Below are 21347 nucleotides of genomic sequence, written 5' to 3' on the forward strand. Positions count from 1 at the left end.
GTTTTGTTGGAGACGATCCTTAACGGATCTATTTTGCCCGCTCGCGTGCGCGCCGGACCGGCTGCGGGCTCTCGGACGGGGTGGCCAGATGCCCGGTGACCAGGGTGTTCATGGCGCGCAGGAACACCTCGCGCTCGTCCGCCGGAAGGGTGCCGAGGGCCGCCTCGTGGACGCCGTCGACGATCTCCTGGCTGCGCGCGGCGACCCGCGCCCCCTCCTCGGTGACCGCGATGATCCGGGCCCGCCGGTCCGTGGACGACGGGCGGCGCTCGGCGAGCCCGGCCTTCTCCAGGGCGTCCACCGTCACGACCATCGTGGTCTTGTCCATGTCGCCGATCTCGGCGAGCTGGACCTGCGTGCGCTCCTCCTCCAGTGCGTGCACCAGCACGCAGTGCATGCGCGCTGTCAGCCCGATCCCGGCGAGCGCCGCCGCCATCTGGGTCCTCAGGACGTGGCTGGTGTGGTCGAGCAGGAATGACAGGTCCGGGCTGGTGCGTGCGGGGGACATGCGCGGGGCCATGGAGGTCATGCCTCCAGCCTACCCAAATGGGTTCGTTATAGATTATCTAGGAACAGCCACATTTCCTGGGCTATCCTGGAGAGGTGAACCGCACCGCGTGCCCGAGCTGGTGGCCGTCCTAGGACGGCCGACACTCACGCACGCCATGGGGCCGTCCGCCGGACGGCCCTTCTCTTTCCTCGATGACGCGGCCCGTTCCGGCAGGACGGCGCCGCACCGAACCGAGGAGAGACCCGTGGAGAACACCCTGGAAGAGCGCGTCGCCGCCGAGCCCGGCGCCTTCCGGATCCTGACCGGCGACCGTCCGACCGGCCCGCTCCATCTCGGCCACCATTTCGGCACGCTCGCCAACCGCGTCCGGCTCCAGCGCGCGGGCGTCGAGCTGTTCGTGCTGGTCGCCGACTACCAGGTCCTCACCGACCGCGACGTCGCCGACCGCCTGTCCGAGCACGTCGAGGGGCTGGTGGCCGACTACCTCGCCGCCGGCGTCGACCCGTCCGGCGCGACGATCTTCCGGCACAGCGCCGTCCCCGCGCTCAACCAGCTCATGCTGCCGTTCCTGTCGCTGGTGTCGGTCGCCGAACTCCAGCGCAACCCCACGGTGAAGGACGAGATCGGGGCGTCCCGCCAGGCGTCGGTCAGCGGGCTGATGTTCACCTATCCCGTCCACCAGGCCGCCGACATCCTGTTCTGCAAGGCCAACCTCGTCCCGGTCGGCAGGGACCAGCTCCCGCACCAGGAGATCACCCGGACGATCGCGCGACGCTTCAACGAGCGCTACGGGCCCGTCTTCCCCGTCCCGGACGCGCTGCTGTCGGCCGCGCCGAGCCTCCTCGGGACGGACGGCCGGAAGATGAGCAAGAGCCGCGGCAACGCCATCGCCCTGTCCGTCGGACCGGACGAGACCGCCCGCCTCATCAGGCGCGCGGTGACCGACGGCGACCGGCACATCGCCTACGCGCCCGACACCCGTCCCGAGGTCTCCAGCCTGGTATTGCTCGCCGCGCTCTGCCAGGACCGCGACCCGCACGACGTCGCCGCCGAGATCGGCGACGGCGGCGCCGCGGCGCTCAAGAAGGTCGTGACCGACTCCGTCAACGAGTTCCTGCGCCCGATCCGCGCCCGCCGCGCCGAACTCACCGCCGACCGGACGTACCTGCGCCGCGTTCTCGCCGAGGGCGACGAACGCGCCAACGCCATCGCGGACCGCACCCTGGACGAGGTCAGGACCGCGATGGCGTCCTAGTCAGGTGAGCTCCTTGAACAGGAGGTAGAGGACGAGGAACGCCGCGAAGCCCAGCAGCAGGCTGCCGACGGCGTTGATGGCGGCCTTGGTGTAGGAACGGTCCTGGATCAGGTGGACGGTGTCGAGTTCGAAGGTGCTGAACGTGGTCAGGGCACCGCACAGGCCGGTGCCCATCAGCGCTGCGACATAGGTGCCGCTGCCCGCCCCGCCCACGGCGCCCAGGGCTCCCGCGCCGAGGAGGTTGACGGCGAGCGTGCCCCACGGCAGCGACTTCCCCGCGGCCGCCTTGACGTAGCCGTCCACGACGTAGCGGAGCGCGGCCCCCACGGCGCCGCCCGCCAGGACCAGGATCACCACGATCAGGGTCACGCCGTTCCTCCGGGGTCGTGGTGCGGAATCCTCCGCCCGAGCACCAGGCCGATGGCTATCGCCACCCAGCCGAGCACCACGCTCGCGACCGCGTAGCCGATGCCCAGGCCCACCTTGCCGCCGTCGCCGAGGGTGAAGATGTCGTCGATGAGATGCGAGAACGTGGTGAACCCGCCCACGTATCCGGTCACCGCCAGCGGACGCAGCCACGGATGGGGACGGCCGCGGAGCAGGTAGCTGGTCAGGACTCCCATGGCGAGGCAGCCGAGCATGTTGATCGTGAAGGTGCCCCAGGGGAAGCCCAGGGTGCTCGTCGGGATCGCCTGGCCGAGCCCGTACCGGGCGAGCGCGCCGAGCGCACCTCCCACGGCGATCTCCGCGATGACCCGCGGCTTCACCCCCGGCGCGGGCGGCCGCCCCTTGTGCGGGTGGAGCACGCGGGCCTCGGCCCGTTCGCGGTCGTGCAGGCGCCCGGCCAGCGGTTCCCTCATGGCGTGGCCCCCCGGTCCGTGGCGGTCGCGCCGGGCAGCAGGCGGCGGACGGCGTCCCAGGTCCGCAGGAACGCCGCGTCCACCTCCGGGGACAGGTCGCCGAACATCCGGGCCCATGCCCCGCAGTCGCCGGGCAGGACGCTCGCTCCGCCGCGCAGCCCCGTCCCGGCGAGCGCCTCGTGCATGACGTCCGCGACCTCCCGCGCCGGTTTCGCCCGGGTGATGACGTACAGGGACCCCATGAGCCCGAAGCCGCCCATCACCGCGGGCCCGGTCGCCCCGTGCTCGGCGGGGACGAGCCGAAGCGGGTCCGCGAACAGGAGGCGGCCGTCCGGGTCATGGACCTCCAGGTCGGTGCAGTACGCGGTGTAGGCGTGCCGCTCATCGCGGGCCAGCCGGCCGGCCATCAGCTTCTCGCCGAGGACGACGGTCGCCGCGGGATCGGCGGTGACGCTCATGCGCTGGTAGAACCGCGACTCACCGAACGGGATCGTGGTCGCGGGCAGGTACTCGACATGGCTGCCCGGTGCGGCCGTGAGCTCGACGATCTGGGTGGCGTAGTCGTGTTCCATCCGGTAGAGCCGCGTGGCGGTCTGGGTGGTGAAGTGCACGGACGTCCCCGGGCCGCACTCCAGGCCGATGCGGTACCGGTCGCCCTGGAGGACGCCGGCTCCGGACGACATGAACATCACCTGCGGCATGTCCGGCCGGGCGGGGTCCGCGTACAGCGGGCGGGTGGTGTGCAGCGGCGCCTTCTGGAAGTGGCCGGTCATCTCCGTCCGGCCGCCGACGACGGAGAAGCCCAGCTCGAGCACGCCGACCTTCCCCGGCGACCCGACCGGGAGCGTGTCCGGCGCCGCGGCGTGCCGTGCCACCGAGGCGGGCAGCCACGCCGGGGCGCAGCGTTCCGGCGCCGTCCGCGCCGGACCGCCGCCCGCCGCCCCCGGGCCGCCCGCCTCACCCGGCCGGACCGTCACGCCGGTGAGCACAACGCTTCCCGGCGCTCCAGGACGAAGTCGGCGACGTCGGGGACCCCGATCCCGGTCAGGCAGTCGGTCAGCACCACCGGGCGCGTCCCGCGCACCTTCCGCGCGTCGCCCTCCATCACCGACAGGTCGGTGCGCACGTACTTCGCGATGTCGATCTTGTTGATGACCAGCAGGTCGGAGTCGGTGGTGCCCGGCCCGCGCTTGCGCGGCATCTTCTCGCCCTCGGCGGTGTCCAGGACGAACACGTACACGTCGGCGAGGGCCGGGCTGAACGTGAGCGTCAGGTTGTCGCCGCCGCTCTCGAACAGCAGCACGTCGATGTCGGGGAAGCCGTCGAGCATCTCCGACGCCGCCGCGAGGTTCATCGTGGGATCGTCCCGGACGGCCGTGTGCGGGCACGCCCCGGTCTCGACGCCGACGACGCGCTCGGGGTCGAGCGTGCCCGCCAGCGTGCGCCGGACGTGCTCGGCGTCCTCCTGCGTGTAGATGTCGTTGGTGATCACGCCGGGCCGGTGCCCCCGGTCCACCAGGACGGGGACCAGCGCCTCGATCAGGGCGGTCTTGCCCGACCCCACCGGCCCGCCGATGCCGATCTTGTATACCTGTTCCAGCTCCATGACGTTCTCCGTATCGTTGCTCTGGCGTTGGGCGGGGGTCGGCCGGGTCAGGTGACGAACAACCGGGTCTCGGCCCGCTCGTGCAGGGCCGCGACCGCGTCCGCGGCCGGTGTCGTGGCGTGCAGGTCCCGCGGATCCCGGGCGTCCAGCGCCGCGGCGGCCGCCCGGACGAGGTCCGGCCGGACCTCGCGCAGCAGCGCCTGCGCCCGCCGGAAGTCGATCCGGCCGAGCCGCACGCCCGCCGCGGCGCAGCTCGCCGCGAAGGCGTACAGGTCGCTCGCCACCGCGTCCCGGACGGGCACCCCGAGACCCGCGTGGACCGTCCCCACGACGACCGCGTGCGTTCCGGGCGTCACGCCGTCCGCGACGAGACCGGCGAGCCGGGCCGCCGGGGCCGAGCCGAACGCGGGCCCGGCCGTTTCCAGGACCTGCTTGCCGGTGCGCACCGCGGCCGTCCGCTGCTCCCGGCTGAGCTTGCCCGCATGGAGTCTGCGATCGGTCTCCACCAGCAGGTCCCAGTCGTCGGCGGTCACCGCGCGGTGCGCGAGCGCCAGCGCCGCCGCGTCCCCGGTGCCCGCGGCCCGGACCAGGTCCGACAGCAGCGCACGCAGGCCCTCCGCATCGGCCATCCCGAGCTGGACATGGCCTTCCAGCCCGTGCGACAGGGTGTACAGACCGCTGGGAAAGCCGGAATCGGTGAGCTGGAGCTGTGCCAGCAGTGCCTCCAGCTCACCGGTCCCCGGCGGCGGGCCCGTCACGCGAACCGGCCCGTCATGCGATGAAGTGGAGCCGGTTCAGCGGCAGCTCGCGCGCCGGCTCGATGGACACGGGCTCCCCGTCGACCGTGACCTTGTAGGTCTCCGGGTCCACCCTGACCTCGGCCAGCGTCGAGTTGTACATCATGTGCCGCTTGTCGACGGTGCGGCACTGCCGGACCGGCTTGACGATCCGCTCCAGCCCGAGCTTCTCCGGGACGCCCTCGGAGATCGCCGCGTCCGACATGAACGTCACGCAGGTCGACCGGAGCGCCCTGCCGTACCCACCGTAGGTCGGCCGCAGGTAGACCGGCTGCGGGGTGGGCAGCGAGGCGTTCGGGTCGCCCATCTGCGCCCAGCTGATCAGCCCGCCCTTGACGACCATGGACGGCTTCGCCCCGAAGGAGTGGATCGGCCACAGCACGATGTCGGCGAGCTTGCCGTCCTCCAGCGTCCCGATCTCGTTGGCCATCCCGCTGGTACGGGCCGGGTTGATGGTGACCTTGGACAGGAAGCGCAGCACGCGCTTGTTGTCGTTGCGCGAGGAGTCCCCGTCCAGGGTGCCGCGCTTGTCCTTGCAGTGGTGGGCGACCTGGAAGGCGCGGGTGACCGATTCGCCGACCCGTCCCATCGCCTGCGAGTCCGAGCCGATGATGCTGATGACGCCGAGGTCGTGGAGCACCGTCTCCGCCGCGATGGTCTCCGCGCGGACGCGGCTCTCGGCGAACGCCAGATCCTCCGGGACGTCGTAGCTGAGGTGGTGGCAGACCATCGTCATGTCCAGCAGCTCGTCCACCGAGTTCATCGTGTAGGGCAGCGTCGGGTTGGTCGACGCCGGCAGCACGTTGGGCTCCGAGGTGATCTGCAGGATGTCGGGCGCGTGCCCGCCGCCCGCCCCCTCTGAGTGGTAGGTGTGGATCGCGCGGCCGTCGATCGCGTTGATCGTGTCCTCCACGAACCCGGCCTCGTTCAGGGTGTCGGTGTGGATGGAGATCTGCACGTCGTGGTCGTCGGCGACGCGGAGGGCGGTGTCGATGACCATGGGCGTCGTGCCCCAGTCCTCGTGCACCTTCAGCCCGCAGGCGCCGGCGCGCAGCTGCTCGTCCAGGGGGCCGGGAAGGCTGCCGTTGCCCTTGCCGTAGACGGCGATGTTGATCGGGATGTCCTCGTACGCCTGCAAGATGCGGGAGATGTTCCAGGGTCCCGGGGTGCAGGTCGTCCCGCGGCTCCCGTCGGCGGGCCCGGTGCCGCCGCCGAGCAGGGTCGTGATGCCGTTGCTGAGGGCGTGCTGCGCCTGCTGCGGCGCGAGGAAGTGGACGTGGGTGTCGATCGCGCCGGCGGTGGCGATGAGGTTCTCCCCGGAGATCACCTCGGTGCCCACCCCGACGATCAGCCGCCGGTCGACGCCGTTCTGCGTGTGCGGGTTGCCGGACTTGCCGACGCCGGCGATCCGCCCGTCCTTGATCCCGATGTCGCCCTTGACGACGCCGAGCAGCGGATCGATGATCACGGCGTTGGTGATGACCGTGTCCAGCGTCGTCGTCGCGCTGAGCGAGGCCGGGTCGGCGGACATGCCGTCGCGGGCGGTCTTGCCGCCCCCGTACTGGGTCTCGTCGCCGTAGTGGCCCTCGTTGTAGTCCTTCTCCACCTCCACGATCAGGTTGGTGTCGCCCAGGTGGAACCGGTCGCCCACGGTGGGGCCATACATGCTCGCGTACTTCTCGCGTGTGATCGTGGTCGCCATCGTCAGCCCTTCCTCGATCGGCCCGCGCCCGCCTTCGGGCGACCGGAGCGCCGGGCGGAGGCCCGGTGCCCGTTGCCGGAACCGTCACCGCCCGCCATCTCGGTGTCCAGGTAGCCCCACTCGTGCATCCGGGTGACCGCGGCCTCCCGCGCCGCGCCGGAGCGCACGCTGCCGTTGAGCAGCCCGCCGAACCCGACGATGCGCATGCCGCCGCCGTACTCGACGAGCTGGATCTCCCTGGTGTCGCCGGCCTCGAACCGGACGGCGGTACCCGCCGGGATGTCGAGCCGCATACCGAACGTCTTCTCGCGGTCGAAGCTCAGTGCCCGGTTGACCTCGAAGAAGTGGAAGTGCGAGCCGATCTGGACGGCCCGGTCCCCGGTGTTCTGCACGGTCAGCGTCTCCCTGCGCTGGCCCGCGTTGAGCTCGATCTTTCCTTCGCCGAACATGTAGACGTCATCCGCCATGAGCGGCCGCCCCCTCCAGGGTTGTCTCGTTGTCGTCGGAAATAGCGTGGTGATGGTGGTGTGAGTGGCCGTGGGAATGGCCGTGGTGCGCGGCCGCGCCGAGACCGTCGTCGCCGTCCCGCTCCCAGCGGCGCTCCGCCTCCGCGGCGCGTTCGCGGACCAGGGCCGCGATGGCCGCCGGCCTGAGCAGCGGTCCGGCGGCGACCGTCCCGGGACACGGCGGAGGCGGGACGAACGAGGCGGGGACCAGCATGACCTCGCGGGCCCCCAGGCGGCGGCAGCGCTCCACGCCCTCGGCGACGGCGGGCTCACCGCCGTCCAGAGCGGCCTCCACCAGGTGGACCGGCAGATGGTGCCAGACGAGCCGCGCGACCTTGAACAGCTCGGCGTCGGCGTCGGCGTCGGGTCCGGCGGCCGGAGCGACCAGCAGCGAGGCGGCCGTGCGGTCCCCGCCCCGCAGGCCCCGCATGATCGCCGCGCGGAGCCAGCCCACGAGATGCGTCACCGTGCCGAGTGGTTCGGCGAGCAGCAGGTGGCCGGGCGGCCTCCCGCGCGCCGCCCAGGCGAGGGTCTGCGCGGCCGCCGGTGCCAGGCCGGGATCGCGGCCCAGCGTCATCGGTACCACGACCGCGCGCGGATGGTCCGCCAGGACGGTGCGCAGCCCCCGCCCGGGACCGCGGATCTCACCCGCCCCGGCCATGGTGGACGCGGCCGTCCCGGCGGGGATGCTCTCGTGCCCCCCGACCGGCAGTGCGGTTCGCCCGAGGGTTCTCGTCACGCGCCGCCGCCGACGGGGTCGTGGCAGGACACCAGTTTGGTGCCGTCGTCGAACGCGGCCTCGACCTGGATCAGCTTCAGCATGCCGCGCACGCCCGGCATCACGTCGTCCGGCCCGACGACCTGCTTGCCCAGTTCCATGCAGTCGGAGACGGACTTGCCGTCCCGGGCGGCCTCGACGATGGCGGAGCTGATCAGCGCCACGGTCTCGCCGTGGTTGAGCTTCAGGCCGCGCTGCCTGCGCTTCTCGGCCATCTGCGCCACGGTGAAGATCTGCAGTTTGTCGATCTCGCGTGGTGACAGGTTCATCCGTGCCCCTTTCCGGGCCCTTCACGGGGCCCGCCGAATCCTGGAGTAGATCGGGACGGCGGCCAGGAACACCCAGGTGACCAGCACGAAAGGCCAGGTCAGGGTGTGGCCGCCGACCACGTCGAAAGCCTCGGTGAGACCGGCGGTCAGGCCGGCGGCGGTCGCCGCCCCGATCGCCGCGTAGATGGCGCCGGCCCGGCTGAGCACGACGAACGTCCCCGTCAGCGCGATACCGGTGAGGACCGCGTTGTAGCCGTACAGGCCCGCGCCGATGTCCGCCGCCTGCGCCCCGAGCCACCAGCCGGTCAGCAGGCCGATGAGGCTCGACACGGCCGCCACCACCGCGACCAGCCGGCTCGCCACCGCCAGTCCGATCAGGAAGATCAGGCCGACGTACCACTCGTCCTGGAAGAACACCTGACCGATTCCGTTGAAGAAGCCGTGCCAGAAGTCGTGCCACGTCATCGCGGTGCCGGGATCGCTCGCCGACGGCGGCGCGGTGCTGGAGTGGCCGGCCCACACGCGCGCGTACGACGGCGCGCCGATGGCCAGCACCAGCGCGACGACGCAGAACGGCGCGGTGAACGTGGGCAGGTTGTACGGGGTCAGGACGGCGTTCAGCGCCGCGGTGAGCACGCTGCCGGCGACGGCCCCACCGATGACCAGCGCCACCGTCGACCAGTCCGTTCCCAGGTACAGGACCAGGGCGACGCCGATGAGCGTCCCGTTGAAGCCTTCGAGGCCCATCCAGACGCGGTCCCAGGCGACCCCGAGCAGATACGCCGTCACGGTGGCGGTCACGACGCCCAGCAGGGCGAAGACGCCGAACTCCCAGCCGCCGACGAACAGGGCGATGATGAAGATCAGCCCGGTCCAGACACTGGCCTGGAACTCGACCTGGGCCACGCCCCGCGGGATCGTCAGGAGAGCTTCCTTCGGCTGGGGCGACGCCGGCTCACGCTCCTCGGCGGGCGTGTCCGAGGACAGCGCGGGTGACGCCATCGGTGCCTCCATCGCTGGGAAACCCGCAGGTGCGGGCGGCGCCCGGCACTCCCTGTGGCCGGGCGGCCACCAGCACACTTCCCGCGTTCTCATGCCATGAAAAATCGGTCATCGCAAATTGTTGACAAAAGCATGGAATGCCGAGTTTGCCTCCCAGTCAGGATGCGAAGCATTAGGGCGAAAGCGTTCTCGCCGGGGGCTCCGGGGGGAGAGGGACCGACTGATTGGTTCGATATGTCGACGGGGTTCAATACGGGGGATTCCGCGTGGCTCATGGTGAGTACCGCCATGGTGCTGCTGATGACCCCGGGGCTCGCCTTTTTCTACGGCGGCATGGTCCGTTCGAAGAACATGCTGTCGATGCTGTACATGAGTTTTATCTCGATCAGCCTCGTCACGATCCTGTGGTTCCTCTACGGCTACGGAATAGCGTTCGGCGACGACGTGGGGGGCGCCGGGATCATCGGCTGGGGCGACTGGCGTCTCGGCAACGTCGGCCCGGACGCGCTGCAGGGGCAGATCCCGGAACAGATCTACGCCTGCTTCCAGTTGACGTTCGCGATCATCACCGTCGCGCTCATCAGCGGCTCGATCGCGGGCCGCGCCAGGTTCGGGCCGTGGGTGCTCTTCGTCGTCGTGTGGGTGACGCTGGTCTACCTCCCGATCGCGCACTGGGTGTTCGCCGATTCCGGCTGGCTCAGCAAGTGGGGCGTGATGGACTTCGCCGGCGGCCTGGTCGTCGAGCTGAACTCCGGCGTCTCCGGGCTCGCCATGGCGCTCGTGCTGGGACCGGGCGTCGCCTTTCGCCGCGGGGAGGGGCCCCGTCCGGGCAACATCCCGTTCGTGCTGCTGGGGCTCGGCCTGCTGTGGTTCGGATGGTTCGGCTTCAACGCCGGCTCGGCCCTGAGCGACGGCGGGCTCGCCACCCGGGCGTTCGTCAGCACGATGATCGCCGGCTGTGCGGGGATGCTGACCTGGCGGGCGGTGGAATGGCTCCGTTTCCGGCATCTGACCAGGCTCGGCTCGACGAGCGGCGCGCTCGCCGGACTGGTCGCCATCACCCCGTCATGCGCCTTCGTCGGCGTCGAAGGCGCCTTTCTCATCGGCGTCGTGGCCGCCCTCGTGTGCACGTACGCGGTGGAGCTGAAGCTCGTCGCCGGATACGACGACACCCTGGACGTCGTCGGCATCCACGGCGCCGGCGGGATCGTCGGGGTGGTGTCGCTCGGCTTCCTCGCCACCGGCTGGGAACGCGGCTCGGCGGGCCTGTTCTACGGCGGCTCCCCCTCGGCGCTGGGCAAACAGGTCGTCGCGGTGATCGCGGTCGGCCTCTACGCCTTCGTCATCACCTTCGTCATCGGCACGATCATCGACCGCCTCTTCCGGATGCGGACGACCGAGGAGGAACAGGCCCGGGGGATGGACGCCGCGTTCGCCGAGGACTGACACCGGCCCGCCTTTGCCCCCCGATTGTTCCGGGCTGGGTTCGTGGTAAAAGGCGGCCGGGTAAACGACGATCGGTACGGCCGTTGATCCGTGCGCGCGGTGAACGGTATGGCGTCGAGAGAGAACACAGGTGCCCGAAAAACGCGACCACGGCCCGCTGCCGGTGTTCCTCATCATTCTCACGGCCATCACCGGGCTGGTGGACGCGGTCACCTACCTCGCGTTCGGCAATGTCTTCGTCGCGAACATGACCGGGAACGTCATCTTCCTCGGGCTGCGACTCGGCGGAAGCGGTGAGACGTCGGGCGTATTGGTGGCGACGACCATTTCCGGTGTCTTCTTCTGTGTCGGGGCGGCTCTCGGCGGCCGGACGGCGTTGAAGCGGGTCATGCACCGGGGTCTTCTGCTGTCGGTGGGGGCGGCCGTCCAGGCGTGCGGCCTCGGAGCCGCGGCCCTGCTGGTGACGGTGGCCGGGCACAGCCCGGCGTTCGAGCGCTGGGCTCTGATCCCGCTCCTGGCCGCCGCGATGGGCTGGCAGGTCGCGATCGCCTTGCGCCTCGCCGTGCCCGGCCTCAGGACGGTCGTGGTCACGACCGCGATGGCCTCCCTCGTCGCCGAACGTTCCCAGCCGAAGGGGCAGATCGCGCAGCGGGCCCTGTCGGTCACGGCGCTGATGCTGGGGGCGATGGCCGGTGCGCTGCTGGTCGGGCATCTCGCGGTGGAGGCCGCGTTGTGGACCGGCGCGGCGGTGCTGGCGGCGGTCGCGGCCGGCGGCTACGTCACCTCGCGGCGGGAGGGCGCCGAGAGTTGGGGCTGATGCGCCCTAGCGCCGGGCGAGGCCGTCGAGGACGGCGGTCACCAGGTCGTCCACGGCGTCCGCGGAGACCCGGTGGGGGGTGCCGCGGCCCTGGAGCAGGACCGACAGGACCGGCTCGTGGCAGGCGCCGACGATCATGGAGGCCGCCGCGTCCACCCGGGCGTCCGGGGCGAGGCGGCCGAGGTCGCGCTCGGCCCGCAGGTAGGCGGCGAGCCGCCCGCGCCAGTCCTCACCCCCGCCGCTCAGCGCCGCGAACCGGGCGAGGACCTCGGGGTGCGCGAGCAGCCCGGCCAGCGCCGGCAGGATCCCGTTGTGCAGGATGAGCCCGTGCTCGACGTAGACGCGCAGGTTCGCCTCGACCGTCGCGGCGCCGGGCTCGGGCAGCGGAGGCAGCGTGCGCGCGACGGCCTCGACCCGCGCACGCAGGGCGTGGGCGAGCAACTCCTCCTTGTCGGCGAAATGGTTGTAGAGGACGCCGTCGGCGACACCGGCCTCCCGCGCGATCGCCCGGACGGTCAGGCCCGCCGCCCCCCGCTCGGAGATCATCCGCTCGGCCGTGGCGATCAGGTGCTCGCGCAGGGTCTCGCCGGCGCCCAGCGCGGCCGCTTTTCGAGGTGACATCACCGCGCATCGTAATGAGACGGCGCGATGTCCCGCGCGGCGAGTTCGGTGAGGAGGTCCGGGCCGACGGCGTCCTGGAGGTGCCGGCCGCCGGAGGCCGTCCCCGCCGGCCGCCGGACGACCAGGTCGCGGAACCGCCTGAGGCGGGGCGGGAGCGCGGCGCCGTAGCCGCCGGGCACCACGACCCGCCTCAGGCCCGCGCCGTGACCAGCCAGGCCGTGCCCCGCAGCCGTACGGCGCCGTCCCGCTCGAACGGCCGCATCGCCTCGGTGATGATGTCGACCAGTTCCTCGCTCTCGCCGTAGTTGTAGCGGATCGGCCCCCAGCCGGCGAAGAACTCGCCCGCGTCGCGTGCGTCCCGTCCCTCGATCTGCTCGGCCGTCACCCGCCTGCAGGCCACGTCACGGAACCCGGCGCCCCCCAGAACCTCGTGGACGCGGTCGGGATCCGACAACGAGAGCGGGCCGTCATGTCCGATCGGGGACTCCTCCAGCGGCGGAAGGGCGGAGAGGACCGTCCCGAGGTCGTTCTCGCTGAGCGGCGCCATCGCCAGGAAGGCCAGGCGGCCGTCCTCGCGCAGGGCCCGCCGGATGTTGCCGAACGCGGCGACCGGATCGGCGAAGAACATGATCCCGAACCGGCTGACCGCGACGTCGAACGCGCCCTCGGGGAAGGGGTGGACCTGCGCGTCGCCCTGCTCGAACGCCACGTTCGCGACGCCCTCCTCCTCGGCGAGGGACCGGGCGCGGGCGAGCATCGGCGCGGACAGGTCCACGCCCGTCGCGCACCCGAGCCGGGCCTGCCCGGCGGCGAGCCGGGTGACCTGCCCGCTTCCGCAGCCGATGTCGAGAACGCGGTCGCGCGGCCCGATCGCCGCGCCGTCCAGCAGGAACGCGTTGAACGGCCCGTTCCCGGCGTCGTACCGGTCGTAGTGATCGGCCCAGTGCCGCCCCTCGTACCCGTTCCACGCCTCGTACTGCCCCGTGTTGACGATGCCCGTGTTGTCGTCTTCCATGGCTCCTCCGTTGTGAACGCATGTTCATGAACGTATGTTCATAATGAACGGACGAGGCCGCGGCCGTCAAGCTTCCCCTACTGTGGAGCTTCGCCGCTGACGGGATGCGCTCGTCCGGCAAGGAGGAGCTGCCGGGACCTCCTCCCACCTGGCAGGAGCTACGGGGAACGCCATGACGACTGACCGAGCGGACGTCCCCGTGCTGGGGCGCCGGGCGCTCAACCGGGCGCTGCTCGCACGGCAGATGCTGCTGGAACGGCACGCGATGCCGCCGCTGGACGCGATCGAGCATCTGGTCGGCATGCAGTCCCAGGCGCCGAACCCGCCGTACATCGGGCTGTGGAGCAGGCTCCGGGACTTCGTGTTCGACGAGGTCGGCGAGCTGATGACCGGCCGCCGCGCGCTCCGGATCGTCCTGATGCGCGGGACCCTCCATCTCGTCAGCGCCCGCGACGCCCGCGCGCTGCGGCCGCTGACCCAGGTGCTCCTGGACGGCCACCTGAAGGCAAGGGCCTCGGAACTCGACGGCATCGACCTCAAGGCCGTCGCCGCGTACGTACGGGCGCTGCTGGAGGACGAACCGCGCACCGACAAGGAGGTCCGGGCGCTGCTGGCCGAGCGGTGGCCGGACGAGGACGCCGCGCTTCTCGGGTGGGCGGTCCGCTGCGCCCTGCCGCTCGTGCAGGTTCCGCCGCGCGGTGTCTGGGGCGCGTCCGGAACGGCCAGGCACACGACGCTCGAAGCCTGGCTGGACGGGTTCGCGAAGTCGGACCCGTCCGTGGACGAACTGGTGCTGCGGTATCTCGCCGCGTTCGGCCCGGCGGGCGTCCAGGACGTCCAGCAGTGGTCGGGCCTGACGCGCCTCGGCGAGGTGGTCGAGCGGCTGCTGCCCAAGCTGCTCGTGTTCCGGGACGAGAAGGGCCGGACGCTGTACGACGTGCCGGAGGCGCCCCGTCCCGATCCCGGTGCCCCGGCTCCCGTCCGGTTCGTGCCCGACTTCGACAACCTGCTGCTGTCCCACGCCGACCGGGTCCGGATCATCAGCGACGAGCACCGCAAGCGGGTGTTCACCGTCAACGGGATCATCCGGGCGACGTTCCTCGTGGACGGCTTCGTCCACGGCATGTGGAAGATCGAGAAGAAGCGCGGCGAGGCGGCGCTGCGCATCGACCCGTTCGCCCCGGTCCCGGCGCCGGACCGCGCCGCCCTGGAGGAGGAGGGCATGCGCCTCCTCACCGCCGTCCACCCCGGCGCGACGTCGCACAGGATCGACTTCGGCTCGCCTCAGGCGGAGTCCAGGTAGCGCAGTACGGCCAAGACGCGGCGGTGGTCGGTGCCCGTCGCCGCGAGGCCGAGCTTGGTGAAGATGTTGGCGATGTGCTTCTCGACCGCCCGCTCGGTGACCACGAGGGGCCCGGCGATCGCCGAGTTCGTCCGACCCTCCGCCATCAGGGAGAGCACCTCCCGCTCGCGGGGCGTCAGCGTGTCCAGCCCGCCCGCCGGACGGGAAGCGCCGAGCAGGTGCGCGACGACCTCCGGATCCAGGGCGGTGCCGCCGGAGGCGACGCGGGCGAGCGCGTCCACGAAGTCGTCCAGGTCGGACACCCGCTCCTTCAGCAGGTAGCCGACGCCCGCCGGGGACGAGGCGAGCAGCTCGGCCGCGTACCGCGTCTCCACCGATCTTTCGGGCAGGGTGCCCGGTCCTTCAGGGCCGGGGTGACCGGACGGCGGGACCGGGAACGGAGAGCGTCATGGAACACCTCGTCATCCGAACGAACAGGTGCCTCCAGGCTCCTTTCCCGAGACCGCCCGGGTCGATCGTGGAACCACGCGGATCGAGGGTTCGGTTAACCGCACCCCGGCGGTGATCAGGCGAGGTCGCGGGCGCAGGGGGCCTCGTGGTCGGGGTCGAGGGCGTCGAGGAGCGCGCGAAGGGTCTCGCGGAACTCCAGCATCCGCTCGCGGCTCAGCGGGTCGAACAGGCGGCGCCTGACCTCGGCGACGTGGCCGGGGGCGGCCTCCACCAGCGCGTCGTAGCCCTCATCGGTCAGCTCGGCGATCGTGGTGCGGCGGTCGGTGGCGTGCTTGTTCCGGCGCACCCAGCCGGCCTCCTCCAGCCGGTTGACGGCGTGCGAGAGCCGGCTCGGCGAGGAGTGGACGATCTCCGCCAGCTCCGACATGGTCAGGGAGCGCCCGGGGGACTCCGACAGCATCGCCAGGATCATGTAGTAGGTGTGCGGCATGCCCGAGTCGCGCTGGAGCTGCCGGTCGAGCACCTCGTTGAGCAGGCGTGACGTCCACAGGAAGGCGCGCCAGGTCTCCTGCTCGTCGGCGTCGAGCCACCGCGTGTCCGTCATGCCTCCAGCCTACCGGACCATTGAACCCTCAAGACTTGAACTTTCAACTAATTCGGTGTAGGTTGAAGTCTCAAGTAAGGGAGATGTCATGGACCGGATGCCCGTTCTCTACCTCAGCCACGGTGCCCCGCCCCTCGCCGACGACCAGGTGTGGACGGACGAACTGGCCCGCTGGTCGGCGGAACTGCCGAAGCCCGAGGCCGTCCTGATGGTGTCGGCGCACTGGGAGGAGGCGCCGCTGAGCATCGGCGCGACCCGCCGGGTGCCGCTCGTGTACGACTTCTGGGGCTTCCCCGAGAGGTACTTCAAGGTCCGGTACGATGCGCCCGGCGCTCCCGGACTGGCCGACGAGGTGCGCGGGCTCGTTCCCGGCGTCCACCAGGACGAGGAGCGGGGGCTCGACCACGGCGCCTACGTGCCGCTCGTCGAGATGTATCCGGACGCCGACGTGCCGGTGCTGCAGATGTCGATGCCCACGCTGGAGCCCGCGCGGCTCTTCGAGATCGGGCGGTCCCTCGCGCCGCTGCGCGACCAGGGCGTCCTCATCGTCGGAAGCGGGTTCACCACGCACAACCTGAGCAGGGTCGACGTGAGGCTCGGGTCGGACACCGCGCCCGAGGCGTGGTCGGCGGAGTTCGACGAGTGGGCGGAGAAGGCCGTGGAGGGCGGCGACGTCGACGCCCTTCTCGACTTCCGTGCCAAGGCTCCGGCGGCCGGCATCGCACACCCCAGGACCGAGCACTTCGCGCCGCTGTTCATGTCCCTCGGCGCCGACGCGGACGACCCGTCGGAACGCCGGTCGGTCGTCGACGGCTACTGGTACGGGCTGGCGAAGCGCTCGTTCCAGTTCGGCTGACCCCGCGGAGGGACGTGCCGGTGCGTCAGTCCACCCGGGCGGCGCCGTTCATCGCGGCGGCGCCGTCCATCTGGGAGAAGCCCGTGCGCCAGGACGCGACCTGCGGCTTCCAGCCGAGGTTCAGCGCCTTGGCGTTGGACACCGGGCGCCCCGTCGTGGCGGCGTGCTTCCCGGCGCTGCCCGGCGTGGGCGCACCGAGCGCCGCGCTGTAGACCGGCAGCCAGTCGGCCGTCGTCGCCGGTTCGTCGTCGACGATGTTGACCGCGCCGGCGGGCCAGTCGAGCGCCGCCAGCGCCGCCGACGCGGCGTCGTCGGCGTGCACGAACGACGTCCACGCGGGCGCCAGGCGCAGGCTCCCGGCCCGCACCCGCTCGGCGATCGCGCCGTCCGGCGCGTACCACGTCCCGGGCCCGTAGAGGGCGCCGTACCGCAGGACGACCCCGCGCGGCATCTCCGTGACGGCGTTCTCGAGCGCCGCGACGCCCTCGTACGGCGGCAGCGACGTGTCGAGCGGGTCGGTCTCGGCGGCCGGAGCGTCCCCGGGGAGATACAGCCACGCGATGCTCTGCGCGATCATGGTCTCGACGTTCGCGGTCAGCGCCGCCTCGACGAGATTGCGGGTGCCCTCGATCCGGAGATGCGAGTTGGCCGCGAAGTCCTCGTCGCTCAGATCGGTGAGCTGGTGGACGACCGCGTCCGGGCGCTCGGCCGCCACGGCCTTGCGCACGGCGGCGGCGTCGAGAACGTCCACGACCACCGGCGTGGCGCCGAGGTCACGGAGCATCCCGGCGCGCTCGGGTCGGCGTGTCGTCCCTGCGACCTCGTGGCCCGCCTGGACGAGCAGCGGGATCAGCCGGCGACCGACGACTCCGGTCGCTCCGGCGAGGAGAATCTTCAAGGGGGTACCTCCACGACGATTTTCACGCCTTTGTGGTCGTCTCAACGGCAGGATAGGCAGTCTCTCTTTCAATGGTCACGTCCGGCGTTCCGCATGGTGCCCCCGCGTCCCGGCCGGACGAAGTCGGACGAGTCGCCCCTCCCCTGGAGCCTCGTCCGCCATGAGCGTACCGCCGGGAAGCGCCCGAACGCGTTTCGCGACCGGCCCGGAAGAGAATTCTTCTCTTCTGATGGGGTTCGGCCACAGCGGAGGAACGGCGGACATGAAGATCACTCTCGTCCAGGGCGACATCACCGAGCAGGAGGTCGGGGCGGTCGTGAACGCGGCCAACTCCTCCCTCCTGGGGGGAGGCGGAGTGGACGGCGCCATCCACCGCAGGGGCGGGCCGGAGATCCTGGACGAGTGCCGCAGGCTGCGCGCATCGCACTACGGCGGCGGCCTCCCGGCGGGCCAGGCGGTCGCGACGACCGGCGGCCGGCTGCCCGCCGCGTGGGTCATCCACACCGTCGGCCCGGTCTACTCCGCCTCCGACGACCGCTCCGCCCAGCTCGCCTCCTGCTACCGCGAAGCCCTGCGGGTCGCCGACGAGCTCGGCGTCGAGTCGATCGCGTTCCCGGCCGTCTCCGCGGGCGTCTACGGCTGGCCGATGGACGACGCCGCCCGCATCGCCGTGGGCGCCGTGCGCGCCACCCCGACGAAGGTCACCGACGCCCGCTTCGTCCTGTTCACCCCGGACGCCTACGCCGCCTTCGAACGCGCCGTCGGTGTGCCTTAGCCGCGGGGCCACGGGCGGCTCAGCCCTCCTCCCTGGGCGGCGGCACGATGAGCGACGGACGCCGGACGTGATGGAGAACACGCGTCGAGACGCTGCCGAGAATCATCGAGCGGGCGCCCGCCAGGCCCCGCGACCCGGTGACGACGAGCGAGGCGTCCAGCTCGTCCGCGACGTCCACGATGGCGGCCCAGACCGGCCCGCCGCCGCGTTCGGCGCGGATCGCCACCTCGGTCAGGCCCGCGTCGCGGGCGATGTCGGCGCCCTGCTGCGCCAGGCGCTCGGCCTGCTTCTGCTCCTCGAACTCCGCGTCCTCGCCGTCGGTCACGGAGACCACCGCCGCCAGCGGCAGCCAGCTGATCTGCGTCAGGAGCGGTTCCCAGACCGTCATGATCACGGTCGGCTCCGGCTTGACATGCCGGGCCGTGTACTCCACCGCGGCCCGCGCGTCGTCGGAGCCGTCATACGCAACGAGAATCGTCATACCGAACACATCTCCACCACGCCCCCGCCTGAACACCCGAGTGCCCAATATCACCCCAGGCAGGGGCGGTCGCGGCGTCAGTCGGCCGCGGGGGAGCGGCCGGGACCGGGCGGTCCGGCGAAGGCCTGGGCGAGGTCCAGCCAGCGGTCGGCGTCGGCGCCCACGGCGGTCAGGGCGAGGTCGTCGCGGTGGCGGCGCTGGGCGACCAGAAGGCAGAAGTCGAGCGCGGGGCCGGTGACCGACTGCGCGGCGTCCGCGGGCCCCCACGTCCACTCCTCGCCGGACGGGCCCTTCAGCACCACGCGGAACTGCTCGGCGGGCGGCTCCAGGCCCCGGTTGCGGAACGAGAAGTCGCGGGTCCGGGCACCGATGTGGGCGACGTGCCGGAGCCGGTGCGTGGGCTCGCGCCGCTCGCCCAGCGCGTCGGCGACGTCCTCGCCGTGCGCCCACGTCTCCATGAGCCGCGCGGTCGCCATGGACGCCGCGCCCATCGGCGGCCCGTACCAGGGCAGGCGCGTCCCGGCGGGGACGGCGGCCAGCGCGTCGGCGACGCGGCGGCGGCCGTCGCGCCAGCGGGCGAGGAGATCGGCGGGGTCCTCGGCGGCGCCCTCCGCCGCTCCGGCCTCGACGTAGCCCTCCGGATCGGCCAGGGCCGCCTCGATGAGCTTCGCGAACGCGTCCGCGTCGGTCGCCGCGACGAGCGCCTGCGCGTCCGTCCAGGCGAGGTGGGCGATCTGGTGCGCGATCGTCCAGCCCTCGGCCGGTGTCGGGTCCGCCCAGCGGGCGGCGGGCAGCGGTGCGACGAGGGCGTCGACGGAGTCGCCCTCGGCGGTCAGGTCGGCGAGCAGGCCGTGCAGATCGGGCATGCCGCCAGGATCTCGCGGGAGCGCCGCGCCCGTACAGGACGGCGCCCCACAAATCGGAACGGGCGAAATTCGTTCAGCCGAGGAGTGCGCGGGCGGCGGCGTAGTCGGCCTTGCCGTTCGGCAGGCGCAGGCCGTGGTCGGTGCGGACGAACGCCTTCGGGATCTTGTAGCGGGCCAGCCGGGCGGCGCAGCGCTCGCGCAACTCGTCGTCGCCGGCGGCGTCCGCGGGGCTGATCACCGCGACGATCTCGGTCCCCCAGCGCTCGCTCGGACGGCCGACGACCAGCGCGTCCCTGATGCCGGGCAGCCCGCGCAGGACGTTCTCCACCTCCTCCGCGAACACCTTCTCCCCGCCCGTGTTGATCGTCGTGGCCTCCCGCCCGTGGACCTCGACGGTCCCGTCCGCGAGCAGCCGCGCCCGGTCGCCCGGCACGACCAGCCGCTCCCCGTCCACCGTGCGGAACGTGGAGGCGGTCTTCGCCGGGTCGCCGAGGTAGCCGAGGGGGATCGTGTCGCCGCCCTTGGCCAGCCACCCCGTCTCGTCCTCGCCCGGGGCGAGGCGGCGGGACCGGTCGGCGCTGAGCACGGCCGTCCCGGGCATCGGCACGAACGTCCGCGGGGACGAGCCGTCACCGGCGACCTGGAAGCCCGACTCCGACGACCCGACGATGTTCACGACGCGGGTGTCCGGGAGCAGCTCGCGGAGCCGCTCCCTGACGGCCGGGCTGATGGCGGCCGCCGAGTTGACGATCGACCGGAGCGATCCGAGGTCGTGGTCACGGGCCTCCAGGGCCTCGACGACCGGGCGGGCGAACGCGTCCCCGACCAGGGGCATCCGGGTGGCGCGCTCCCGCTCGGCCGTGGCCACCAGGTCGGCGGCGTCCAGGCCGTCCACCCGGTCGGGGAAGATCACGCACGCGCCCCCGCACCAGCCGCCGAGGGACGACCACGTTCCCGCGCCGTGCATGAGCGGCGGGCCGACGAGCACGCGGTGCTCGCTTCGCGCGGCCTTCTCGACCGCCTCGTCCAGATCGAGGATCGGCGAGCCGTCGCGGTGCCGCATGCCCAGCGGTCCGAGCATCAGGTCGCCGATCCGCCACAGCACGCCCTTCGGCATGCCGGTCGTCCCGCCGGTGTAGAGGATGTGCAGGTCGGTCGCCTCGGGACGAACGCCGGGCAGCGGGTCGGGGGACGCCTGTGCGAGGGCCTGCTCGTAGTCCAGCGCGCCGGGCAGGAGATCCCGCCCGGACTCGTCCGCCACCTGGAGGAGCAGCGGCGGACCGTCGAGCCCCTTGACCACACGGCCGATCACCGGCGCGAACCGCGCGTGGTACATGACCGCCGCCGGGCGGGCGTCCGCGAAAAGGTAGGCCAGCTCGTCGTCGACGTAGCGGTAGTTGACGTTGAACGGCGCGACCCGGGCCTTGTGCGCGCCGACCAGGCCCTCCAGGTACTCCGGACCGTTGTGCAGGTAGAGGGCCAGATGGTCGTGAGGCGACTCCCACGGGTCGAGCGCCCGCCCGCCGTCCCCGTGCAGGCCGAGGCCGTTCGCGTGCAGGACGCCGGCGAGCCGCCGTGTCCGCTCGGACACCTCCCGCCACGTCCTCCGGCCGTCGCGCCAGACCAGGCATTCACGGTCGGGGACTGCGGCGGCGATGGCCTCGTGCAGGGTCGCCAGGTCGAGCATCGGCACTCCTCGGGGACGGCGTCGACAGCACCGTAACCGATGGCTTACCGAATCCCGTTCGGTGGGCCCCCGGGCGACGGGCGGACCGGGCATGGCGGTCGGGAAAGAATAATTGTCCGGTGCCCCCAGCCCAGAAGCCGCGGGGGGAGGTGACCCGCGGCACCACCGCCCCCAACCGCCTGCGCCGGGTGGACCGCTGGACGGCGGCCACCCAGTCCGGCCCGCTGCGCTCGCCCCGGTCG

The 21347-nt window shown here is 72.1% G+C and carries 24 protein-coding genes and 2 pseudogenes; 6 read left to right on the forward strand and 20 right to left on the reverse strand.

Features of this window, described 5'->3' with window-relative positions; all coding sequences use genetic code 11:
* Positions 1–28: 28 nt before the first annotated feature.
* Complete coding sequence (locus tag E1281_RS10840; protein ID WP_131877160.1) at positions 29–529, reverse strand: MarR family winged helix-turn-helix transcriptional regulator; 501 nt, start codon at positions 527–529, stop codon at positions 29–31.
* Between the two features lie 226 nt (positions 530–755).
* On the opposite strand from E1281_RS10840, the gene trpS reads away from it, so the two are divergent.
* Complete coding sequence (gene trpS, locus E1281_RS10845; protein WP_243716826.1) at positions 756–1766, forward strand: tryptophan--tRNA ligase; 1011 nt, start codon at positions 756–758, stop codon at positions 1764–1766.
* Here trpS and E1281_RS10850 read toward each other — a convergent pair whose 3' ends face one another.
* The 10 genes and pseudogenes from E1281_RS10850 to E1281_RS10895 form a co-directional block, all read right to left on the reverse strand.
* Positions 1767–2135, reverse strand: a complete 369-nt coding sequence (locus E1281_RS10850) for a CrcB family protein (protein WP_243716828.1) — start codon at positions 2133–2135, stop codon at positions 1767–1769.
* The gene (locus tag E1281_RS10855; protein WP_131877161.1) at positions 2132–2626 is read right to left on the reverse strand and encodes a CrcB family protein; all 495 of its coding nucleotides are present in this window, start codon (positions 2624–2626) and stop codon (positions 2132–2134) included. Before E1281_RS10855 ends, E1281_RS10850 begins: the two co-directional genes overlap by 4 nt.
* On the reverse strand, positions 2623–3603 hold the full coding sequence (locus E1281_RS10860) for an urease accessory protein UreD (RefSeq protein ID WP_207943216.1): 981 nt from the start codon (positions 3601–3603) through the stop codon (positions 2623–2625). The genes E1281_RS10855 and E1281_RS10860 overlap by 4 nt, the downstream gene beginning before the upstream one ends.
* The gene (gene ureG / locus E1281_RS10865) at positions 3600–4232 is read right to left on the reverse strand and encodes an urease accessory protein UreG (RefSeq protein WP_131877162.1); all 633 of its coding nucleotides are present in this window, start codon (positions 4230–4232) and stop codon (positions 3600–3602) included. Before ureG ends, E1281_RS10860 begins: the two co-directional genes overlap by 4 nt.
* Positions 4233–4279: 47 nt before the next feature.
* Positions 4280–4990 (reverse strand): urease accessory UreF family protein, encoded by a 711-nt coding sequence (locus E1281_RS10870; protein WP_131877163.1) that lies wholly within the window; start codon positions 4988–4990, stop codon positions 4280–4282.
* Positions 4991–5003: 13 nt separating this feature from the next.
* Positions 5004–6731: an urease subunit alpha gene (gene ureC, locus E1281_RS10875; protein ID WP_131877164.1), complete on the reverse strand. Its 1728-nt coding sequence runs from the start codon at positions 6729–6731 to the stop codon at positions 5004–5006.
* A gap of 164 nt (positions 6732–6895) precedes the next feature.
* Positions 6896–7198 (reverse strand): annotated as a pseudogene (locus E1281_RS42815) (urease subunit beta); the annotation flags it as partial.
* A complete protein-coding gene (locus tag E1281_RS10885) occupies positions 7188–7976 on the reverse strand; it encodes a cobalamin biosynthesis protein CbiX (RefSeq protein WP_131877166.1) in 789 nt (262 codons plus the stop codon). The pseudogene E1281_RS42815 and the gene E1281_RS10885, both read right to left, overlap by 11 nt.
* Positions 7973–8284, reverse strand: coding sequence for an urease subunit gamma (locus tag E1281_RS10890; RefSeq protein WP_131877167.1), 312 nt, complete (start codon positions 8282–8284; stop codon positions 7973–7975). Before E1281_RS10890 ends, E1281_RS10885 begins: the two co-directional genes overlap by 4 nt.
* A 21-nt stretch (positions 8285–8305) precedes the next feature.
* Positions 8306–9286 carry an urea transporter gene (locus E1281_RS10895; protein WP_131877168.1) on the reverse strand — a complete coding sequence of 327 codons (981 nt, stop codon included), beginning with the start codon at positions 9284–9286 and terminating at the stop codon, positions 8306–8308.
* Between the two features lie 234 nt (positions 9287–9520).
* Between E1281_RS10895 and E1281_RS10900 the strand changes: the two genes are divergently transcribed.
* Both E1281_RS10900 and E1281_RS10905 read left to right on the forward strand, forming a co-directional pair.
* Positions 9521–10732, forward strand: a complete 1212-nt coding sequence (locus E1281_RS10900) for an ammonium transporter (protein ID WP_131877169.1) — start codon at positions 9521–9523, stop codon at positions 10730–10732.
* A gap of 130 nt (positions 10733–10862) precedes the next feature.
* The gene (locus E1281_RS10905) at positions 10863–11549 is read left to right on the forward strand and encodes a YoaK family protein (RefSeq protein WP_131877170.1); all 687 of its coding nucleotides are present in this window, start codon (positions 10863–10865) and stop codon (positions 11547–11549) included.
* Positions 11550–11555: 6 nt separating this feature from the next.
* Here E1281_RS10905 and E1281_RS10910 read toward each other — a convergent pair whose 3' ends face one another.
* Genes E1281_RS10910 through E1281_RS10920 form a run of 3 tightly spaced genes read right to left on the reverse strand, consistent with a single transcriptional unit; the run spans position 11556 to position 13185 of the window.
* Positions 11556–12170 carry a TetR/AcrR family transcriptional regulator gene (locus E1281_RS10910; protein ID WP_131877171.1) on the reverse strand — a complete coding sequence of 205 codons (615 nt, stop codon included), beginning with the start codon at positions 12168–12170 and terminating at the stop codon, positions 11556–11558.
* On the reverse strand, positions 12170–12349 hold the full coding sequence (locus tag E1281_RS10915) for a hypothetical protein (protein ID WP_131877172.1): 180 nt from the start codon (positions 12347–12349) through the stop codon (positions 12170–12172). The genes E1281_RS10910 and E1281_RS10915 overlap by 1 nt, the downstream gene beginning before the upstream one ends.
* Positions 12350–12360: 11 nt before the next feature.
* Complete coding sequence (locus E1281_RS10920; protein ID WP_131877173.1) at positions 12361–13185, reverse strand: class I SAM-dependent methyltransferase; 825 nt, start codon at positions 13183–13185, stop codon at positions 12361–12363.
* 172 nt (positions 13186–13357) lie between these two features.
* On the opposite strand from E1281_RS10920, the gene E1281_RS10925 reads away from it, so the two are divergent.
* Positions 13358–14488 (forward strand): winged helix DNA-binding domain-containing protein, encoded by a 1131-nt coding sequence (locus E1281_RS10925; protein ID WP_131877174.1) that lies wholly within the window; start codon positions 13358–13360, stop codon positions 14486–14488.
* On the opposite strand, the pseudogene E1281_RS10930 reads toward E1281_RS10925, so the two are convergent.
* Positions 14470–14868: pseudogene (locus E1281_RS10930) on the reverse strand (response regulator transcription factor); the annotation flags it as partial. The gene E1281_RS10925 and the pseudogene E1281_RS10930 overlap by 19 nt on opposite strands.
* 185 nt (positions 14869–15053) lie before the next feature.
* On the reverse strand, positions 15054–15542 hold the full coding sequence (locus E1281_RS10935; protein ID WP_131877176.1) for a MarR family transcriptional regulator: 489 nt from the start codon (positions 15540–15542) through the stop codon (positions 15054–15056).
* A gap of 88 nt (positions 15543–15630) precedes the next feature.
* On the opposite strand from E1281_RS10935, the gene E1281_RS10940 reads away from it, so the two are divergent.
* Entirely contained in the window at positions 15631–16398 is a 768-nt protein-coding gene (locus E1281_RS10940; RefSeq protein ID WP_131877177.1) for a class III extradiol ring-cleavage dioxygenase, read from the forward strand.
* 25 nt (positions 16399–16423) lie between these two features.
* Here the strand turns inward: E1281_RS10940 and E1281_RS10945 are convergent, their stop codons facing one another.
* Complete coding sequence (locus tag E1281_RS10945) at positions 16424–17296, reverse strand: NAD(P)-dependent oxidoreductase (RefSeq protein WP_131877178.1); 873 nt, start codon at positions 17294–17296, stop codon at positions 16424–16426.
* Between the two features lie 262 nt (positions 17297–17558).
* Here E1281_RS10945 and E1281_RS10950 point away from each other — a divergent pair, with 262 nt between their 5' ends.
* Positions 17559–18071 (forward strand): O-acetyl-ADP-ribose deacetylase, encoded by a 513-nt coding sequence (locus tag E1281_RS10950; protein ID WP_131877179.1) that lies wholly within the window; start codon positions 17559–17561, stop codon positions 18069–18071.
* A 19-nt stretch (positions 18072–18090) separates the two neighbouring features.
* Here E1281_RS10950 and E1281_RS10955 read toward each other — a convergent pair whose 3' ends face one another.
* The 3 genes from E1281_RS10955 to E1281_RS10965 all read right to left on the reverse strand — a co-directional run bounded on the left by E1281_RS10955 (position 18091) and on the right by E1281_RS10965 (position 21105).
* Positions 18091–18552, reverse strand: a complete 462-nt coding sequence (locus tag E1281_RS10955; protein ID WP_131877180.1) for a universal stress protein — start codon at positions 18550–18552, stop codon at positions 18091–18093.
* A 77-nt stretch (positions 18553–18629) separates the two neighbouring features.
* Positions 18630–19418 carry a TIGR03084 family metal-binding protein gene (locus E1281_RS10960; RefSeq protein WP_131877181.1) on the reverse strand — a complete coding sequence of 263 codons (789 nt, stop codon included), beginning with the start codon at positions 19416–19418 and terminating at the stop codon, positions 18630–18632.
* Between the two features lie 73 nt (positions 19419–19491).
* Positions 19492–21105 (reverse strand): AMP-binding protein, encoded by a 1614-nt coding sequence (locus tag E1281_RS10965; RefSeq protein WP_131877182.1) that lies wholly within the window; start codon positions 21103–21105, stop codon positions 19492–19494.
* Positions 21106–21347 lie beyond the last annotated feature (242 nt).

The sequence above is a fragment of the Actinomadura sp. KC345 genome (genome assembly GCF_004348515.1).
Taxonomy (GTDB): domain Bacteria; phylum Actinomycetota; class Actinomycetes; order Streptosporangiales; family Streptosporangiaceae; genus Spirillospora.

Bases quoted from the DNA above. Each gene is read 5' to 3' on its own strand.
- E1281_RS10890 (WP_131877167.1), bottom strand. From the start codon at position 8,284: ATGAACCTGTCACCACGCGAGATCGACAAACTGCAGATCTTCACCGTG.
- E1281_RS10925 (WP_131877174.1), top strand. From the start codon at position 13,358: ATGACGACTGACCGAGCGGACGTCCCCGTGCTGGGGCGCCGGGCGCTC.
- ureG (WP_131877162.1), bottom strand. From the start codon at position 4,232: ATGGAGCTGGAACAGGTATACAAGATCGGCATCGGCGGGCCGGTGGGG.
- E1281_RS10950 (WP_131877179.1), top strand. From the start codon at position 17,559: ATGAAGATCACTCTCGTCCAGGGCGACATCACCGAGCAGGAGGTCGGG.
- E1281_RS10895 (WP_131877168.1), bottom strand. From the start codon at position 9,286: ATGGCGTCACCCGCGCTGTCCTCGGACACGCCCGCCGAGGAGCGTGAG.
- E1281_RS10955 (WP_131877180.1), bottom strand. From the start codon at position 18,552: ATGACGATTCTCGTTGCGTATGACGGCTCCGACGACGCGCGGGCCGCG.
- E1281_RS10840 (WP_131877160.1), bottom strand. From the start codon at position 529: ATGACCTCCATGGCCCCGCGCATGTCCCCCGCACGCACCAGCCCGGAC.
- E1281_RS10940 (WP_131877177.1), top strand. From the start codon at position 15,631: ATGGACCGGATGCCCGTTCTCTACCTCAGCCACGGTGCCCCGCCCCTC.
- E1281_RS10900 (WP_131877169.1), top strand. From the start codon at position 9,521: ATGTCGACGGGGTTCAATACGGGGGATTCCGCGTGGCTCATGGTGAGT.
- ureC (WP_131877164.1), bottom strand. From the start codon at position 6,731: ATGGCGACCACGATCACACGCGAGAAGTACGCGAGCATGTATGGCCCC.
- E1281_RS10960 (WP_131877181.1), bottom strand. From the start codon at position 19,418: ATGCCCGATCTGCACGGCCTGCTCGCCGACCTGACCGCCGAGGGCGAC.
- E1281_RS10920 (WP_131877173.1), bottom strand. From the start codon at position 13,185: ATGGAAGACGACAACACGGGCATCGTCAACACGGGGCAGTACGAGGCG.
- E1281_RS10965 (WP_131877182.1), bottom strand. From the start codon at position 21,105: ATGCTCGACCTGGCGACCCTGCACGAGGCCATCGCCGCCGCAGTCCCC.
- E1281_RS10910 (WP_131877171.1), bottom strand. From the start codon at position 12,170: ATGTCACCTCGAAAAGCGGCCGCGCTGGGCGCCGGCGAGACCCTGCGC.
- E1281_RS10855 (WP_131877161.1), bottom strand. From the start codon at position 2,626: ATGAGGGAACCGCTGGCCGGGCGCCTGCACGACCGCGAACGGGCCGAG.
- E1281_RS10935 (WP_131877176.1), bottom strand. From the start codon at position 15,542: ATGACGGACACGCGGTGGCTCGACGCCGACGAGCAGGAGACCTGGCGC.